Annotated in this window: 20 protein-coding genes; 7 read left to right on the top strand and 13 right to left on the bottom strand. The window is 59.6% G+C overall.

Going from position 1 to position 15,750, the window contains the following annotated elements; all coding sequences use genetic code 11:
• Window positions 1-4 precede the first annotated feature (4 nt).
• The 3 genes from JNB71_RS03340 to JNB71_RS03330 all read right to left on the bottom strand — a co-directional run bounded on the left by JNB71_RS03340 (window position 5) and on the right by JNB71_RS03330 (window position 2,134).
• Window positions 5-1,468 carry a TolC family protein gene (locus JNB71_RS03340; protein WP_220370402.1) on the bottom strand — a complete coding sequence of 488 codons (1,464 nt, stop codon included), beginning with the start codon at window positions 1,466-1,468 and terminating at the stop codon, window positions 5-7.
• On the bottom strand, window positions 1,465-1,692 hold the full coding sequence (locus JNB71_RS03335; RefSeq protein WP_220370401.1) for a hypothetical protein: 228 nt from the start codon (window positions 1,690-1,692) through the stop codon (window positions 1,465-1,467). Before JNB71_RS03335 ends, JNB71_RS03340 begins: the two co-directional genes overlap by 4 nt.
• 91 nt (window positions 1,693-1,783) lie before the next feature.
• Window positions 1,784-2,134 (bottom strand): hypothetical protein, encoded by a 351-nt coding sequence (locus JNB71_RS03330; RefSeq protein ID WP_431028010.1) that lies wholly within the window; start codon window positions 2,132-2,134, stop codon window positions 1,784-1,786.
• A gap of 622 nt (window positions 2,135-2,756) precedes the next feature.
• Between JNB71_RS03330 and copM the strand changes: the two genes are divergently transcribed.
• Window positions 2,757-3,179 carry a CopM family metallochaperone gene (gene copM / locus JNB71_RS03325; RefSeq protein WP_220370399.1) on the top strand — a complete coding sequence of 141 codons (423 nt, stop codon included), beginning with the start codon at window positions 2,757-2,759 and terminating at the stop codon, window positions 3,177-3,179.
• 30 nt (window positions 3,180-3,209) lie between these two features.
• Window positions 3,210-3,545, top strand: a complete 336-nt coding sequence (locus JNB71_RS03320) for a four-helix bundle copper-binding protein (RefSeq protein ID WP_220370398.1) — start codon at window positions 3,210-3,212, stop codon at window positions 3,543-3,545.
• A 56-nt stretch (window positions 3,546-3,601) separates the two neighbouring features.
• Here the strand turns inward: JNB71_RS03320 and JNB71_RS03315 are convergent, their stop codons facing one another.
• Genes JNB71_RS03315 through JNB71_RS03305 form a run of 3 tightly spaced genes read right to left on the bottom strand, consistent with a single transcriptional unit; the run spans window position 3,602 to window position 6,515 of the window.
• The gene (locus tag JNB71_RS03315) at window positions 3,602-4,093 is read right to left on the bottom strand and encodes an SRPBCC family protein (RefSeq protein WP_220370397.1); all 492 of its coding nucleotides are present in this window, start codon (window positions 4,091-4,093) and stop codon (window positions 3,602-3,604) included.
• Window positions 4,090-4,299, bottom strand: coding sequence for a DUF2933 domain-containing protein (locus JNB71_RS03310; protein ID WP_220370396.1), 210 nt, complete (start codon window positions 4,297-4,299; stop codon window positions 4,090-4,092). The genes JNB71_RS03315 and JNB71_RS03310 overlap by 4 nt, the downstream gene beginning before the upstream one ends.
• Entirely contained in the window at window positions 4,296-6,515 is a 2,220-nt protein-coding gene (locus JNB71_RS03305) for a copper-transporting P-type ATPase (protein ID WP_220370395.1), read from the bottom strand. Before JNB71_RS03305 ends, JNB71_RS03310 begins: the two co-directional genes overlap by 4 nt.
• Before the next feature lie 83 nt (window positions 6,516-6,598).
• Here JNB71_RS03305 and JNB71_RS03300 point away from each other — a divergent pair, with 83 nt between their 5' ends.
• Window positions 6,599-6,880 carry a hypothetical protein gene (locus JNB71_RS03300; RefSeq protein ID WP_220370394.1) on the top strand — a complete coding sequence of 94 codons (282 nt, stop codon included), beginning with the start codon at window positions 6,599-6,601 and terminating at the stop codon, window positions 6,878-6,880.
• Window positions 6,881-7,205: 325 nt separating this feature from the next.
• A complete protein-coding gene (locus tag JNB71_RS03295; protein ID WP_220370393.1) occupies window positions 7,206-7,778 on the top strand; it encodes a c-type cytochrome in 573 nt (190 codons plus the stop codon).
• Window positions 7,779-8,002: 224 nt separating this feature from the next.
• On the opposite strand, the gene JNB71_RS03290 is transcribed toward JNB71_RS03295, so the two are convergent.
• The 6 genes from JNB71_RS03290 to JNB71_RS03265 all read right to left on the bottom strand — a co-directional run bounded on the left by JNB71_RS03290 (window position 8,003) and on the right by JNB71_RS03265 (window position 12,587).
• Window positions 8,003-8,281 (bottom strand): hypothetical protein, encoded by a 279-nt coding sequence (locus JNB71_RS03290; RefSeq protein ID WP_220371184.1) that lies wholly within the window; start codon window positions 8,279-8,281, stop codon window positions 8,003-8,005.
• Between the two features lie 278 nt (window positions 8,282-8,559).
• Complete coding sequence (locus JNB71_RS03285) at window positions 8,560-9,105, bottom strand: GNAT family N-acetyltransferase (protein WP_220370392.1); 546 nt, start codon at window positions 9,103-9,105, stop codon at window positions 8,560-8,562.
• A gap of 223 nt (window positions 9,106-9,328) precedes the next feature.
• Window positions 9,329-10,312 carry a zinc-dependent alcohol dehydrogenase family protein gene (locus JNB71_RS03280; RefSeq protein WP_220371135.1) on the bottom strand — a complete coding sequence of 328 codons (984 nt, stop codon included), beginning with the start codon at window positions 10,310-10,312 and terminating at the stop codon, window positions 9,329-9,331.
• Window positions 10,313-10,435: 123 nt separating this feature from the next.
• Window positions 10,436-10,774, bottom strand: coding sequence for a TraR/DksA family transcriptional regulator (locus JNB71_RS03275; protein WP_220370391.1), 339 nt, complete (start codon window positions 10,772-10,774; stop codon window positions 10,436-10,438).
• Window positions 10,722-10,886 carry a DUF2931 family protein gene (locus JNB71_RS24780; protein WP_220370390.1) on the bottom strand — a complete coding sequence of 55 codons (165 nt, stop codon included), beginning with the start codon at window positions 10,884-10,886 and terminating at the stop codon, window positions 10,722-10,724. The genes JNB71_RS03275 and JNB71_RS24780 overlap by 53 nt, the downstream gene beginning before the upstream one ends.
• Window positions 10,887-11,000: 114 nt before the next feature.
• A complete protein-coding gene (locus tag JNB71_RS03265) occupies window positions 11,001-12,587 on the bottom strand; it encodes an MBL fold metallo-hydrolase (protein WP_220370389.1) in 1,587 nt (528 codons plus the stop codon).
• 206 nt (window positions 12,588-12,793) lie between these two features.
• Here JNB71_RS03265 and JNB71_RS03260 point away from each other — a divergent pair, with 206 nt between their 5' ends.
• Both JNB71_RS03260 and JNB71_RS03255 read left to right on the top strand, forming a co-directional pair.
• Entirely contained in the window at window positions 12,794-13,336 is a 543-nt protein-coding gene (locus JNB71_RS03260) for a hypothetical protein (RefSeq protein WP_220370388.1), read from the top strand.
• Between the two features lie 317 nt (window positions 13,337-13,653).
• A complete protein-coding gene (locus JNB71_RS03255; RefSeq protein WP_220370387.1) occupies window positions 13,654-14,121 on the top strand; it encodes a hypothetical protein in 468 nt (155 codons plus the stop codon).
• 16 nt (window positions 14,122-14,137) lie between these two features.
• Here the strand turns inward: JNB71_RS03255 and JNB71_RS03250 are convergent, their stop codons facing one another.
• Window positions 14,138-14,872 carry a response regulator gene (locus tag JNB71_RS03250; protein WP_220370386.1) on the bottom strand — a complete coding sequence of 245 codons (735 nt, stop codon included), beginning with the start codon at window positions 14,870-14,872 and terminating at the stop codon, window positions 14,138-14,140.
• Between the two features lie 131 nt (window positions 14,873-15,003).
• Between JNB71_RS03250 and JNB71_RS03245 the strand changes: the two genes are divergently transcribed.
• Entirely contained in the window at window positions 15,004-15,750 is a 747-nt protein-coding gene (locus JNB71_RS03245; RefSeq protein WP_223215732.1) for a helix-turn-helix domain-containing protein, read from the top strand.

Below are 15,750 nucleotides of genomic sequence, written 5' to 3'. Positions count from 1 at the left end.
TTTCCTAGTGACCGCCGCCGCCGCTTTCGGCAGCCGCTGCGACTTCCGTTTCGCCACCGGCTGCTCTCGCGCCGCCGCCATAAATGGCAGGTGCGAGATTGGCTTCGGCCAACCAGAAATCGCGTTTTGCGTTGACCGCCAGGAGTATCGAGTTGACCTTCTCCCGGCTGTCGGCGAGCAGTTCGAACGTATTGGTGATCATGCCATTGTAGGTGAGGAGGGATTCCTCCTCGATCTTTGTGCGCAGAGGTACGACGCTGTTGCGGTAGTGGCGAGCGATGTCGTAGTTCGAGCGGTAGGCCTGGTAGGCGGACCGCGCCTCGGAACGAACGTTCACCGCCTTTTCCGCAAGCAGGTTGGCAGCCCGCATATAGGCCAGCTCCGATTTGCGCATCCGGGCCTTGCCGCTGTCGAAGATCGGGATGACGAACTCCAGCGCGACGTTGCCGGTCGTCTCGACGTTCTTCTCGCCGTCCTCCAATTCACGTTCAGTCTCGAACCCCGTCAGGATTTCGAGATCGGTCACGTATCGCGTCGCTTCCGTTAGGTTGTACGACTTGGCCGTGGCTTCGAGATCGAGCTTGGCCATCTGCAGGTCAACGCGACGTTGCAGGGCTTCCGCCTCGATCAGGTCTCGTTTGATCAGACCCTTCGGGAGCTGTGCCAGGCGATTGGGAATCTGATAGTCGGTGTCCGATCCCCAAAGTCCCATCAGGCGCGTCAGTTCTTCTTTCGCGAGACGGGCCGCAAGCCGCGCCTTTGCGGTCTGGCCCGCCAATTCGGCATAGAACACGTGCTCGCGGGCCTGGCCGCCCTTGGTCAGCGCACCTGTTTCGCCGAGCTTTTGTGCAAGGTCCGAGGCCGCGTCTGCCGCCGCCTGCGCCTGGTTGAGCTGGGCGACCGTTTCCCAGGAGGCAACGGCGTTGATCCAAGCCCGCCGGGTATCGGCGGCGAGCTGTAAGGTCTGCAGGGCCGCATTGAGCTGGGCTTTGCGGAATTCGGTATCGGCAATGCCCACGTTCCGTTTGTGCGTGGCGAGGGCCAGGAGGTTGGTGGCGATCACGCCTTCGACGGTCTTGAATGCTTCAAGCCCTGGCGTGCCAATTCCGATCAACCCCACTTCGACTGTCGGGTTCACGAACATGGTCGATTGCCATGCTTCCGCAGCCGAGTCGCCAAGATCGGCATAGGCTGCCTGGAGGCCCTTGTTGTTGAGGAGGGCGACCTGCACCGCTGTCTCGACGTCGACGGTTTTCTTCGGCAGCAAGGTCTTGATCCGGACCGAGACGGCCTGGGCATCGTGGCGGTTTTGAATCCAGACGGTGTCCTTTCCGGCCGCTTCGGCGGTTTTGTTGGATACGGACGAGAAACCGGAGTTCGGAGCGGAGTATTCGGCCGCCGAGACGCATCCACCGAGAATGAGCGGGAGCGCGACAGTCGCCGCAAGTTTCAGCCTGATCACCGTCATGACGCGTCTCCTTCAGGAGCCCGCGCGTCGTTCTGGTTACGCCACGGTTTGGGATCGACCGGGACGCGGTGCGTATAGCCCGAAACGGGGCTTTGGTAGTGGACCGGGCGAACGTCGACCGGGAGGTCGGCAAGGTCGCCCGAAGCAATGACTTCAGGAGGCAACGTGGCAGCGCAACCGCTTGCGAAGAGCGGCAAGGCAACCACCAGAAAAACAGGTTTCATGGTGTAATCCGAATAGGAGATGGCAGCGGCGTACGCGGGCAATAACACCCGCCTACGCACGTTAAGACCCGCAAGGACGGGCGTGTCCTATTCAGATATTCGGGGGGCGATGCAGCGGCACGAGTTCGCCGACGACACGATTGTCGTCGATGAATTCGCGGATGGAAGCCGTCACCACGGGGCCGCCGCTCACTTCGGGGGTGGCGATAATCGCAAAACTGACGCAGAAGTCGTTGCAGCACTCCTGCTTGGCAATTTTCTGCGTGTCATCCGAAGAGGCGCTTTCGTCACCATGGACGTGGTCGCCGTTTGTCATCTCATGGTGGTCGTCAGATTGGACGGTTGTCGATGTCGCCATCGACCCATGCATCGCTGCCGAAGCGGTGGGCAAGGAGTATCCAGCCAGTGATGCGATGATCACCAGCCGAAGCAGAACCAGCATTCTTGCCAATGTGATTCGATACATACCCATGCCCGAGGACTACCATCAGCCCGGAAGTTGTCAATTACGAGCTTCATCTAGCCGATGATTCGCGACGATTATATGGCGTTGCACAAAGACCCCTGCCACCATCTCGTACTCGCGGCGGCTGCGCTCGGGACAACCACAGCCCTGGGGTTCTAAGTTTTCAGCACCAGCGGAGACCGGAACATTCTTCTGAAAGGCGCGTTTGAAGGCGAAAGGAATTGCGCCTCCGATGCCAGTGCTGAGAACATTTTACCGCTTGGTCCGAATTGCGGCTCTGTGCCTCATGGTGGTGAACCTCCACGGCACGGCGGTGGCTGGCCAATTCAGCGCCAATCACAATTGTCTGTCGATCACCGAGCTGGGCCATCGCTATCCAATCTCCGTCCATCATGTCGGTTGCTGCGCCAATTTGCACTGTTGCCTGATTCTCACAGAGCCGCCGTGTGCGGATGCGCATGCAGTCGCTCCTCGACCTGTTAGGCCAATGCTGAACGAACCTACTCCGTTCCTGCTCGTGCGTGCATTCCATCATCCGCCCAAGCCACAGTTCTTCTGAATTCGAACACGCGCATTCTCACTCAAACAGGAGAGTAAAATGAAAACCGTTCTCAAAAGCGCGGTCGCGGCCGTAGCCGTACCGGCGATCCTTCTATCCGTATCGGTCAACGCTTCCGCGCAAACGGCGATGCCAGAGGCCTGTAAATCGGAGATGTCCGCCAGCGGCGATATGAAGATGCCGGAAATGCAGATGGGGCAAATGGCCGAGCACCAGAAGGCGATGATGGAGGGCATGCAGCAGATGCATCCCGCCATGATGCAAGGGATGATGGCCAAAGACCCTGACGTCTCCTTCGTCTGCGGAATGATCGCCCATCACATGGGCGCGATCAGCATGTCGGAGGTCGAGCTGAAATATGGTGACGACCAACAGGCCAAGGCCATGGCTGAGAAGATCATCGACGCGCAGAAGAAGGAGATCGAGGAGATGACCGCCTGGGTGAACGAACACGCCAAGTAACCTCTCAATTCCTGCGAAAGGACCAAGATCATGCATCATCATCAATCACCGGAGATGAAGACCTGCATCGACAACTGCCTGGCCTGCTATCGGGAATGCCTGTCGACTGCGATGAACCACTGCCTGGAGATGGGTGGCAAGCACACCGAGCCACAGCATTTCAGGCTCATGATGGCCTGCGCGGAAATCTGCCGAACCTCGGCTCATTTCATGCTCATCGGTTCGGAGCACCACAAGCACGTCTGCCGCGAGTGCGCCGAAATCTGCAGTCAGTGCGCCGACGACTGCGAGCGTATCGGTGACATGCAGAGCTGCGTCGATGCCTGCCGCCGCTGCGCGGAGAGCTGCCAGAAAATGGCGGCTTAGAACCAGCCAGGGAGGGTTTCGGTGAACGGCGTCCTCCCTGGCCTTTCTGCCTGTTATTAGGACTCGTGAAACGCGCTGATCACGTCTTTTATCATCCGGTTGATGCACCAACGTGCATAGATCGGCCCGAACATCGCGCCGACGATCCTTCCTGCCGCCGAACTCGGATAATCGTAGTCGATGAACACAAGCAGACGGGAGGACTTGCCCGAGGGAGCAATCTCGAAGCCCATTCGGTAAGCTCCGATGACAAGAAGGTTCGGCCGTCCCCGTGTCTCCCATACTTTCCGATGTGGAGGTTGCCGCTCGACAACGACTTCTTCCACCGACAGACCTCCGCCGAGGATTGTTCCCACCATCCTGATGACCGAGCCCACGGCACGGCCTTGTGCCTCGTCGAACCCGTAGGTCATCCGCCCCCCGAGCATCATCGCCGACGGCTTCTGCATGTGCGCCCCGAGGCGGGCCGGGTCGTCCAGGTAATCGAACAGCGCCTCGGCGGACGCCGCAACCTCGATCTCCGTTTGCGCCGAACGGGTGTAGGTCACCGTAGATCATCCTTTCCCGCCCGATGTTCGTGTTGATCGTGGCGATGACCACCGTGCCCGTGGAAAAGGTGCATCACGGGACACGCCAAAAGCAGCAGGTAGGGGGCCAGACCCAGGGCGTGCGCCCAGTGTTCCCGCAGCACAAAGAACGCCACGATCACACCGAGGGATGCCACGAGCAACGTCCATTTGCGTTCCCACTTCATATCCGCACACCTCTCAACCTGAGTGCATTCCCGATCACGCTGACGGAGGACAGCGCCATGGCCGCTGCGGCAATGATCGGGGACAGCAGAAGCCCGAAAGCCGGGTAGAGAACGCCAGCAGCAACCGGTACGCCAGCAGCGTTGTAGATGAAGGCGAAGAACAGGTTCTGCCGGATGTTCTTCATCGTGGCATGGCTCAGCTGCCGTGCCCGGACGATGCCCTGAAGATCGCCCTGGAGCAGAGTGACCCCGGCACTTTCGATGGCCACGTCCGTTCCCGTTCCCATGGCAATGCCGACATCGGCGGCAGCAAGGGCTGGCGCGTCGTTCACGCCGTCTCCGGCCATTGCAACGATCCGACCTTCCTTGCGCAGGCGTGCGACGATCTCGCTCTTGTGGTCCGGCAGGATTTCCGCCTCGACTTCCGTGATCCCCAGCTTCCGTGCGACAGCATTGGCGGTAGTCTTGTTGTCTCCGGTGAGCATGACGACCCGGACACTTTCCTTCAGCAACGCTTGGACAGCGGCGGGTGTCGTTGCCTTGATGGGATCGGAGATGGCGAAAAGACCGGCGACGCGGCCGTCGAGGGCGGTAAAGATCACGGTCGCCCCCTCACCACGAAGAGCTTCCGCCTTGTCGGCGAGGGACGAAACGTCCACGTTCTCGTCCGCCATTATGCGGTGGCTTCCGATGATTACCTTGCGGCCCTCGACCGCCCCTGTAACCCCCTTGCCGACGGGGCTGTCGAAGTCTTCCGCAGTGCCGAGTGCCACACCGCGTTCATTGGCGGCATCGACGATTGCGGCCGCGAGCGGATGTTCGCTCGCCCGTTCCAAGGTCGCGGCAACCCACAATAAGTCGGATTCGGTCACCCCCTCCGTCGTCGCAATCGATGTGACCTTGGGCTTGCCTTCAGTGAGCGTGCCCGTCTTGTCGACCACCAGCGTGTCGATTTTCTCGAAGCGTTCCAACGCTTCGGCGTTCTTGATCAACACGCCAAGCTGTGCGCCCCGTCCTACACCAACCATGATCGACATCGGAGTGGCGAGACCAAGGGCGCACGGGCAGGCGATGATGAGCACCGCGACTGCGGCAACAAGCCCATGGGCGAAACGTGGCTCCGGTCCAAACGCCATCCATGTAGCGAATGCGATGACAGCTATTATGATGACGACGGGGACAAACCAGCCCGAGACTTCGTCCGCCAGTCGCTGGATAGGGGCCCGTGAGCGCTGGGCGTCCGCGACCATGCGCACGATCTGCGACAGCATGGTATCGCGTCCCACTTTTCCGGCCTGCATGACGAAACCGCCGGTCTGGTTCATCGTGCCGCCTATCAGGTTGGCACCGACCTCCTTGGTGACGGGCATCGACTCTCCTGTGATCATCGATTCATCGACCGAGCTGCGACCTTCGACGAGCGTGCCATCGACCGGCACCTTCTCGCCAGGCCGAACGCGGAGCCGGTCACCGACGGCGACGGCTTCGAGCGCGATGTCCTCGTCAGTTCCATCGCTGCGGATGCGGCGGGCCGTCTTCGGTGCAAGGTCCAACAATGCGCGAATTGCGCCTCCCGTTTGTTCGCGGGCTTGCAATTCCAGGACCTGTCCGAGCAGAACAAGCACCGTGATGACGGCGGCGGCCTCGAAATAGACGGCCACCGATCCGCCGGACCGGAATGTGGCCGGGAAAAGGCCGGGTGCCAATGTCGCCACGACGCTGTAGACCCACGCAACGCCCGTGCCCATCGCTATCAAGGTGAACATGTTGAGGTGACGCGTGACGATTGACCGCCACGCCCGTTCGAAGAACGGAGCGCCTGCCCACAAGACCCCAGGCGTTGCGAAGACAAGCTGCAGCCAGTTCGATGTTTGCGCGTCGAGCAACATATGGAGGTTGGTAAGGTGACCACCCATTTCCAGGGCAAGCACTGGCACCGTCAGAGCCAGGCCGATCCAGAACCTGCGTCTCATGTCGAGCAACTCGGGGCTCGGTCCGGTTTCGGCTGTAATAACTTCCGGTTCGAGCGCCATCCCGCAGATCGGGCAGTTCCCCGGTCCAATCTGCCTCACCTGCGGGTGCATTGGGCAGGTATATATTACGCCGTCGGGCTGATCGGTGACCGCGCTTTTATCGGCTGCCCGCGCGGCCTGAACATTGTGCCCGTGATGATGATGGTGATGGTCATGACCTTTATGGTCCTTTTGATCGTCCATTGGATTACCTCCGGGATAATTCGTCTCTTGTCCGGGGCGTTTCCCTTGGCTAGCGCAAGAGTTCAAAGGAGACGCGTACGGCGATGTCGGCAATCACCGAAAAGGTCGCCCTGCGGGTAGCGCAGGCAACCGAGCATCATTCCGCCGTTGAGCGGAAGTGTTCAAAGAATGGATCGGGGAGGGCCGAGAGCAGGTCGAGAGCTGAGGCCGGTGATCGACCGCTGAGGATCAAGGTATCGCTGAGCGTCGGAATCCAGGTGAAAAACAACAGCGTTCGAAGCCGGGAGAATGACGTTGCACAGGCTACATACGCTTTTACAGCAAGCCTTGTGCTCGACAGGGTGGAGATCACCCGGTCGAGCTAAGTCGCTTTTGGACGTGTCAGTTTGCACAACTTGAGCGAAGTCGTTATCGCATATAACGGGAGCAGCCTCGGCCATCGGGCCGACTAGGAACATAATTGCGACCAAAACGGCCAGCAACTCTCTTCCGCATCTTCGAATGGTCTGGCTTAAGGCGATCATGTTTTCGCTCGATCCTTATTCCTATAATCAAGCATAGTGCCGTGTGGTTGCAAGAGTTGCGTTGACCTTAATCAAACGTACGGCCTTTCCGGGCAGCAAAGTCGAAGCTCCGGCTGCTGCGGTGGCTAACACTGGGAGGACTAGCCCCGGGAGAATGGAGTGAAGCATGCAGGTGAATGAGAGCGCGATGAAACTAGCGGTTCTTGTGTTTCCGATAGCGGTTTTCGCCACGGTGATCTCAGTAGCAACCGCACAAACTGCCGCGCCCGGCAACGTTATCCAACGACAAGACGGCATGAAGGCGATGGCAAGCGCCGCCAAGTCCATCAACGCCATGTTCAAGGACGTGTCGCCCTACGACGCAAGAGCGTTCAAAGCGGCCGCCGAGACCATTCGGGCTCACTCGGGAGCTACCCTGTCAGCGCTGTTCGACGGTTCCGGCACCACGGCTGGCTCACAAGCCAGCCCAAGCATTGAAACCGACCGTCAACAGTTCGACAAGCTGGCAAAAGACCTTGGCACCTACGCATCCGCGTTGTCTGTCGCAGCTGACCGAAATCCCGACAGGCTTGGACCCGGAACGCGGATGCAAACGGGAGATGCTTTGGGAGGCGGACCGCTCGCAAGAAAGGTCGATGCAACGAGAGATGCAGCGTCAATGCCCGCAGAACACGCTTTCCACATGATGCTTCAAACTTGCACGTCGTGCCACGCGAAGTTCCGGATCGAGGCCAAGTAGCGAGAACTCGGACGCGTCCGCCTGATGCCGTGCCAGGACCGTCCAAGGGATGACGGGCTATTTTATAGCCACAGCGGCTTGGCCTTTAGCAGAAGCGCCTCTGACCACCTCCGACCAATTACATGGCACCACATCTTCTGTTAACGTTTCCCGCAGTCAGTCACACTCGCTCCTTGACCCGCTAGTCTGCTGCCAAATGCGGTGACGCATCCTGTGGCGGATTTTCAATCGAAGTCAAAAAAGTCCCACCGGCGATCGCGATGGATAAGCGTGAGTGAGCGGTCCGGCTCTATCCTGTAAGTCTCAATGGCTGGAACGCCGTACTCGTCGATGACCTGGTGAGTGAACGTGCTGCCAATTGGCGCTTTCGTCAATTTCGTGCGCGGTTGATGGCCACCATAGGTGATGCTTCCGGGTATGGGTCGAACCGGCCCGGCGTCGTATGCTGCTACACAAGCCGTCAGGGTGAACAAGATGGCGCAGGCTGAAATTGACTTTTTCATATTACTTGCCCTCCGGTTCATCCGTTCTGGCGACCTTTCTCCAAAATCCTCGAAAGACACCCGTGCGAAGGAATGCGATTTTCTCGAGGAGTGACCGGTGCCGATTACGAGCGAGCGTAAGGCCACGATCACAACCTTAACCAAGTTCTGGGATGAATGTTCCGAGAGCCTGCCGACAGCGGAAGGTCGGGCTTTCCGTTTCCCGTCGATCAGCCATTCTTTTGCGGCACGACGCCGTCGAACACAGGCCTCCGGCGCGCAGCGCACCTTGCGCGCCGTCACCCTCTGACCATGTCGGCAACATCAGCGGTGTCGAGCTCTCGCCGCAGCAGAACAAGCGTCGGATCGTCGTCGTAGTCGAGGGCCTTGAAACCCATATCGCGCTCCAACTCGATCGCTGAATGGTTTTCGCGGCTTTCGATGGACTCGATGCTCGTAATTTTGTGCCGTTGCGCATAGCGACAAATATGCGCGAGCACCTCCCAGCTTATTCCTTGATGTTTGAAGTCATCACGGATTGTAAGTGCGACCTCGCCTCGTTGATCGTCTTCGTCAGTCGCCAGCATTGCCACTGCAAGCAGCGTTTCATTGGGAGAGAGGGCGAGAAAATTGACGATATGAGGATCGTCAATGCGCGTCATTTCGGCGAGCCTTTCATGGGAGACTGCCTTCATGCCGGAAAGAAATCGAAATCGGAGATCCTCCGGCGTCACGTGCTTGAAGAATTCCGCAACCATTGCACCGTCCTGTGGCGTAGCGTGCCGGACATGGAAACGAAATCCCGTGCGTGTGGTCAGGTCGTCGTCGGTGTCATTAACGTTCATTTCGCATCTCCTTTGGCCGGTCCGAGCCGGACGGCCGGGCCATCGGCTAGCGAGATTAGCGCCGCGCTTTGTATCGACCTTGATTTAGCTCAAGGAACGAACAGATCCGTAACGTGGAAACCAATATAAGCTGCGAGATAGACGCCACAGCCCGACTGACCGCAGCCGCACTCGGCTCGAACGCCGACGAGTTGTTCGGCGCGCCCCGCGTGACTGCGTCCCGTCACGGAACAAGGACTGCTGCGCCACTCACCTTGCCCGCCCGCAAATCGGCAAGCGCGAGGTTGGCGTCCTCAAGGCGATAAACGGCCGTGTGGGTGCTCACGCCCGCTTCGTTCGCGATCGGGATAAATTCCCGGGCATCCTGACGCGTCAGGTTCGCCACGGAAACGAGTTCACGCTCACCCCAGAGCACGGCGTAAGGCATGGCGGGGATGTCGCTCATGTGGATGCCTCCGCAGACCACGCGCCCGCCTTTGCGCACCGCCTTGAGCGCCGCCGGCACGAGGCTGCCGACCGGCGCGAAGATGATCGCGGCGTCGAGCGGTTCCGGCGCCGGCTCATCCGAACCGCCGGCCCAGGTAACGCCCAGGTCGAGGGCGAAGCGCCTGGCCGTCGCATCGTCGGGGCGCGTAAATGCATAAACCTTCCGCCCCTGCCAGATGCAGAGCTGGGCGATGATGTGTGCGGCGGCTCCGAAGCCGTAAATGCCGATCAATCGGCCGTCACCGGCCCGCTTCAGCGAGCGCCAGCCGATCAGGCCGGCGCACAGCAGGGGCGCCAGGGACACGGGATCGGCTGTGGGGTCGAGATCGAACGCATAGCCTGCGTCCGCAACGGCATGGGTGGCGAAGCCGCCATCACGGGTGTAGCCGGTGAACAAGGGGGCATCACAGAGATTTTCTGCATTGGATCGGCAGTAGGGGCATGTCCCGCAGGTATGGCCGAGCCAGGGCACCCCGACGCGGCGGCCGATTTTTGCTGTATCGACATTGTCGCCCACCGCTTCGACGATGCCGACGATCTCGTGACCTGGGATGAGCGGCAGCTTAGGCTGCGGCAGATCGCCATCGATGACGTGAAGGTCCGTGCGACAGATGGCGCAGGCTTCGATCCTGATGCGGATTTCACCCGCACGCGGCAATGGAAGCGGCCGCTCGACAGCGATCAGCGCCCTGCCAATTGCTTCAATGACCATCGCTCGCATTGGCTTGGGCCTTTCGCTGACGTCGGTGGAGCCTGCCTGGAAGGCGCGAATTGTCTTCCATCCCATATTGACGTCCTTTTACGCCGTTCTTTTGCTCCAAGCGAGACTTCCGGATTCGGTCCGTCAGGTTCGGCTGCTGTCGGCTGCGCCACGTGCGCATTCGACGCAATACGGCGTAAAGGGCAGAGCTTCGAGCCTCTGTTCACCAATTTCGGCCCCGCAAAGGACGCATCGGCCGTAGGTTCCACTGTCGATGCGATCAAGCGCAGATGAAATCGCCTTCAATTCTTCGCGACCGCTGCGTTCCATGCCCATGAGAACCTCGTCGTTCTCCGTTTCGATTGCCCGGTCGGCGCTGTCGGCATCCAGTTGTTTGCCAAGGTCCCGTTCGATCGCTGCGAGCCGCCGCTCAATGCCGCGACGGCGATCTTCGAGATCTCGTTTTATCTCTGCAGTTTTCATTTTTGTTCTCACTCAATTGCGGTCGACTTGAAGCGGGCAACGCCGCCTGCATTCGGTAGCTTACGACCTCTCCATAACTGCTCCAGCATATGCGATTACGGGCTTTGCTCATTGACCAGAATCAAGAAGTGGGAATCGGGGTGCGGCCGGGCTTATGGTCACGGCAAAAATTCCACGGCGCCTGCGCCCGACGACCTATCTCATCCTCGCATCGTTGCGGGGGAAATTACTCTGCGAGCGCCCGCCGAAGCTTGCGGATAATTACGCGTTTCGCCTTGTCGTCGGCAGTCTTTGCCAGTTTATCCTGCAGATCAAGGACAAGCGATTGAACGTCGTTGTGCCAGTCCATGCTGCCGACCCGAACAGGGTCGATCCGTGGCGGCTGCGCCGCATCAGTTATATCGACCGGCCCCTCCGGTGTCAGCCGGAACGTTGCGTCCAAATGCGGGGACGTGATCCGTTGCTCCGGCAGGAAAGCCAATAGGCGCTGCCGCAGACCTGAAATTCCGGCGTCTTCTCCATGGACGAGAAAGACACCGGCCCTAACGGGTTGACGCGCGCGGACCCACTCCGCCAGTTCCGGCCCATCGGCATGTCCGCTGTAGATATCGAGCCTGCGAATGCGCGCGCGGACTTTTATGTCGTCTCCCTGGATGCGTACCATTGAGGCGCCATCCTCGAGAATACGCCCCAGTGTGCCCGCTGCCTGATATCCGACAAGCAGGACTGTGGCTTCGTCCCGCCAAAGCCAGTTCTTCAGCCGATGGCGGATGCGCCCTGCCTCGCACATGCCGCTTGCGGCGATTACGATGTGAAATCCCTTGATGAAATCGACGCCCTTGGATTGTTCGACCGTCTCGGTGAACCGCACGTTTCTGGCCTGCATGGCCCTGGCCAGCAATGCCCCGTTTTCCATGTCCCGCGCATGCTTGCGAAAGATCGCGCTGGCTCGCGTCGCCAGCGGCGAATCGATAATAATCGGGCATGTCGCAATCTCGCCAGCTTGCATCAAATACACCAGATCGGCGAGCAACTCCTGCGTGCGTTCGACGGCGAAGGACGGGACGAGAAGCGCCCCGTCGGGATGGGTTGCCGCCACGACCTCCGCGCGCAACACCTCGCGGCGAGTCTGGTCGGTGGCTTCGATGCGGTCCGTGTCGCCATATGTGCTCTCGCAAACGACATAGTCCCAGCCCGCGGGCGCTTCCGGGTCGAATTGCAGAAGTTTGTGGCTGGGCCCGATGTCGCCGGAAAAGAGCATCCTGACCGGGGGGGAACCGGCGATTTCCATTTCCACCGAAGCGGAGCCGAGCAGGTGGCCGGCGTTCCAGAACCTGAAACGGATGCCCTCCGCCGCGGTCTGCCATGTTTCAAGCTCCACCGCGCGCAGCAGCGTCACTGCAACGGCCGCGTCCTCGGCGGTATAGATCGGCGCAACGGTCAGGCGGCCCCGGCGCTGGTTGCGTCGGTTCAGGTGCTCGACTTCGCTTTCCTGGATATGGGCGGAGTCCGGCAGCATCACGGAGCAGAGATCGATCGTGCCGGGCGTCGCAAAGATCGGCCCATCGAATCCGGTTTTGACAAGCTTCGGCAGCAACCCGGAATGGTCGATATGCGCGTGGGTCAAGATGACCGCATCGATCATCCGAGGATCAAAGGGAAAGACCCGATAGTTGAGTTCCTTTTCCGTCTTGGACCCCTGGAACAGACCGCAATCGACAAGGATGCGCGTTTCGCGAAATTCGATAAGATAGCAGGATCCGGTGACCGTGCCGGCGGCGCCATGGAAACGGATAGTTGGCTGGTCAGGCATGGGTTCTCGGATCCTTTGGCGGGACGTCCAGTCGTTGGCCAGCATAGCCGTCAAAGGCGGGACGCAACTTGATGTGCGTCAAACTCGAGCCGTGCCCGTTGACGAATGGGGCGAGGCGGAGGGGAGTACAGTCATAGTCACTATGGGCCGAATAGATCGCCCCGCCACTCTGATCCCACCGAGGGCAAATAACGGCAGTGAGCTTCATGCGAGCAGATGGCAGCCATTATACAATCCTCATCCGGGTCGACCGGATGGCTCGTCTTTTCAACTCGCTCGACCCCACACCGTTCAGGGAACGCGACCTCGACGACGATGCCGAGCGATTTATCGTCGAGTGGGCACAGGAAGCACCTGCTAACGTACCGATTGAAATTGTTATCCAATTGCCGAAGGAAGAAGCGAATACTGAATCCGAGCAGACTGTGACGCATGCCGTGCAACACAACTTCGAGGGTCGTGCTGCCCAGGCAAACCGGGAACTGAGAGAGCTGCTGCGGGAGGGACGGCGGGCCTTGATCATCGGTATCCCGATTTTGGCTTTCAGCCTCATCGCAAGCCAGATGGTCAACAATCTGTCAGGGGCGGCGGCATTTTCCCGCGTGATCAGCGAAAGCCTGCTGATATTTGGCTGGGTTGCAAACTGGCGCGCTCTGGAAATCTTTCTTTATGGCTGGTGGCCTATTGCGCGCCGTCGCGCGCTTTATCGGCGACTGGCCTCATCATCCGTGACGGTTTTGTGGAACTGAAACATCATAAAACGCCAGGCGAGAGAAGCGGCACGCGCCGGCTCTATGCCCATGTCTTAACGGTGCGCTCGCGCGTTGCAGCGTCAATCTCCTGAAATCTGCTGGACGCGAAAGGATCCAGTGATTTGACCGGGATCAATGCTTGCCGCCCATGAAGTGCCGAAAGTGGCATCGGCAAGCGGATGAATAAGTTGCCCTTGGAGGCAGGGAAGAGGGTGCAGTGAACGACAATGAGGCAGCGCGCTGCTTCAGTCCGAAACGGGGCGAGCGATGACCGGCGCAACGGGAAAGAGCGCTTGAAGACAAGGAGCTACCTGATGCCTGCCGCCTACACCATCGCTCAGATCTCCGCTGAACAGATCGACGTAACCTATCCGCTCGTGCGAAATGTGGAACAGGCGCTGCAACAGGCCGAGTGGCGCGAAATCTGCGAGGCCATAATTCGGCGACGTGTCAATCTGGCCGGCGCCAACCAGATAATCATCGCGACAAATAGGGCAGGATATATCCGAGGCATCTGTATGTTCCGCGTCAGAAGCCATCCGCGATACGGTCAATTGCTCGACGTGCCGATATTCGTCGCGATCAGCGCCGGCGACGTCGCGGGCGTCTCCGAGGCGCTGCTCGATCACCTCAGGACATTGGCGCACAATCATAAATGCCGAATGATGCGGGTCTGGGGGCTGGGTGCTGACAACTTGAGCAGAACCCTGCGGAAAGGTGAGTTCGATCGCTGCGATCACGGCCTGCTGGTGTCGGTTGACGTTGATACCGGCGATCTCTGACGGTCCCGTCGACGGTTCATTCCTGCGTCGGCTTCGCACTGAAGACATAGCCCACATTGCGAACAGATTGGATCAGCGTCGGGTTCTTTGGGTCGCGCTCGATCTTCTTGCGCAGGCGCGCCACCTGGGCATCGATAGTGCGGTCGTAAGCCTCCATGTTGCGACTTCGCGTCAAGTCCATCAGCAATTCGCGGGTGAGCACACGCCCGGCATGCTTTACAAGCACGCAAAGCATGTCGAATTCGCCCGTTGTCAAGGCTACGTCGCTGCCGTCGGACGCAAGCAATCGGCGGCGGCCAACATTAAGCCGCCAGCCGTCGAAGCAGAAATTTCCCGTTGTCTCGTCATCGCCTTTTGCGACCGGGGCCTGGTGGCGACGCAGCACACTGCGCACGCGCGCCAGAACTTCCCGCAGGTGAAAGGGCTTGGCGATATAGTCGTCGGCGCCGACTTCCAACCCCACGATCCTGTCGATCACGTCATCTCGCCCCGTCAACATGATGATCGGGATATTCGATCGGGAGCGGATATCTCGTGCCAAACTCAAACCATCTTCACCACCGGGAAGAACGAGATCGAGAAGGATGATGTCCATCGCGGCCTTTGCCAGACAATCTCGCATCGTGGGGCCGTCCGCCGCCGCGCTGACGCGAAATCCCTCACCCTCGAAGTAGCGGATAAGCATCTGGCGAATTCTGGCATCGTCATCAACGACCAGTATGTGCTCTCTCCGTGTTGCAGTGTCTGACATAGCGCCCCCGGACAGCGGCCACGCTGTTACAAGCTGTTACACACTTGCACAAAACCTTACATCCTCATCGTCACGCCGTCACCGTGCCAACTCAACTTGTCGGAACCACATCGATCGGACAGGAGGGCACGATGCTTGCGCGACCACAATCCTTGCATGCTGTTATGTCGAATGCAATTTTGCGTGCCGTTGATACCGGGACCCCGAGTTTGCGCGATATTTTCTCCAAGCAGGCGATGGATCGTTTCGAGGCTGGATCGACATTGTTCTGGGAGGGGGACCCCGCCGCCAATGTCTTTGAGGTCGTCGCCGGCGTGTTTCGTATCGTCAGGGTGTTAAACGATGGCCGGCGGGTGATTACGGGATTCATCTATGCAGGCGAGCTGCTGGGCGCGTCTCTTCGCGACCGGTACCTCTACAGCGCCGAGGCCGTCACGCAGGTCACGGTGCGGCGTTTCGGGCGCAACCGCTTCCAGGAGGAAATATCGCGTCAACCGGAGCTTCGCGAGCAGCTATTTTCGCGCCTGAGCGATGAACTGGCGGCGGCGCAGGACCAGATGGTGCTCTTGTCGCGCAAGAACGCTGAAGAGAGAGTCTGTAATTTTCTGCTCTCGACGGCGCGCCGCGTCACGCAGACCTGCCCAGCCATGCCGATCGTGGAACTGCCGATGACCCGCCTCGATATCGCTGACTATCTGGGACTAACGATTGAAACGGTTTCGCGGACAATGACAAAGCTTACAAATCGTGGTGTGATCGTAGCCGCCGGCCGCCATTCCGTCGTTATCGTGAAACCAGTGACACTCGCGTCGCTTGCCGGTGAGAGCTATGCTGATCCCTACGCAGCCCCGACAGAACGTTGTCTAGGGGCTGCTTGA

Origin of the sequence: Rhizobium herbae (assembly GCF_019511375.1) — a bacterium.
Lineage (GTDB): Bacteria > Pseudomonadota > Alphaproteobacteria > Rhizobiales > Rhizobiaceae > Pararhizobium > Pararhizobium herbae_A.
This window is presented reverse-complemented; position numbering and strand designations above follow the sequence as displayed.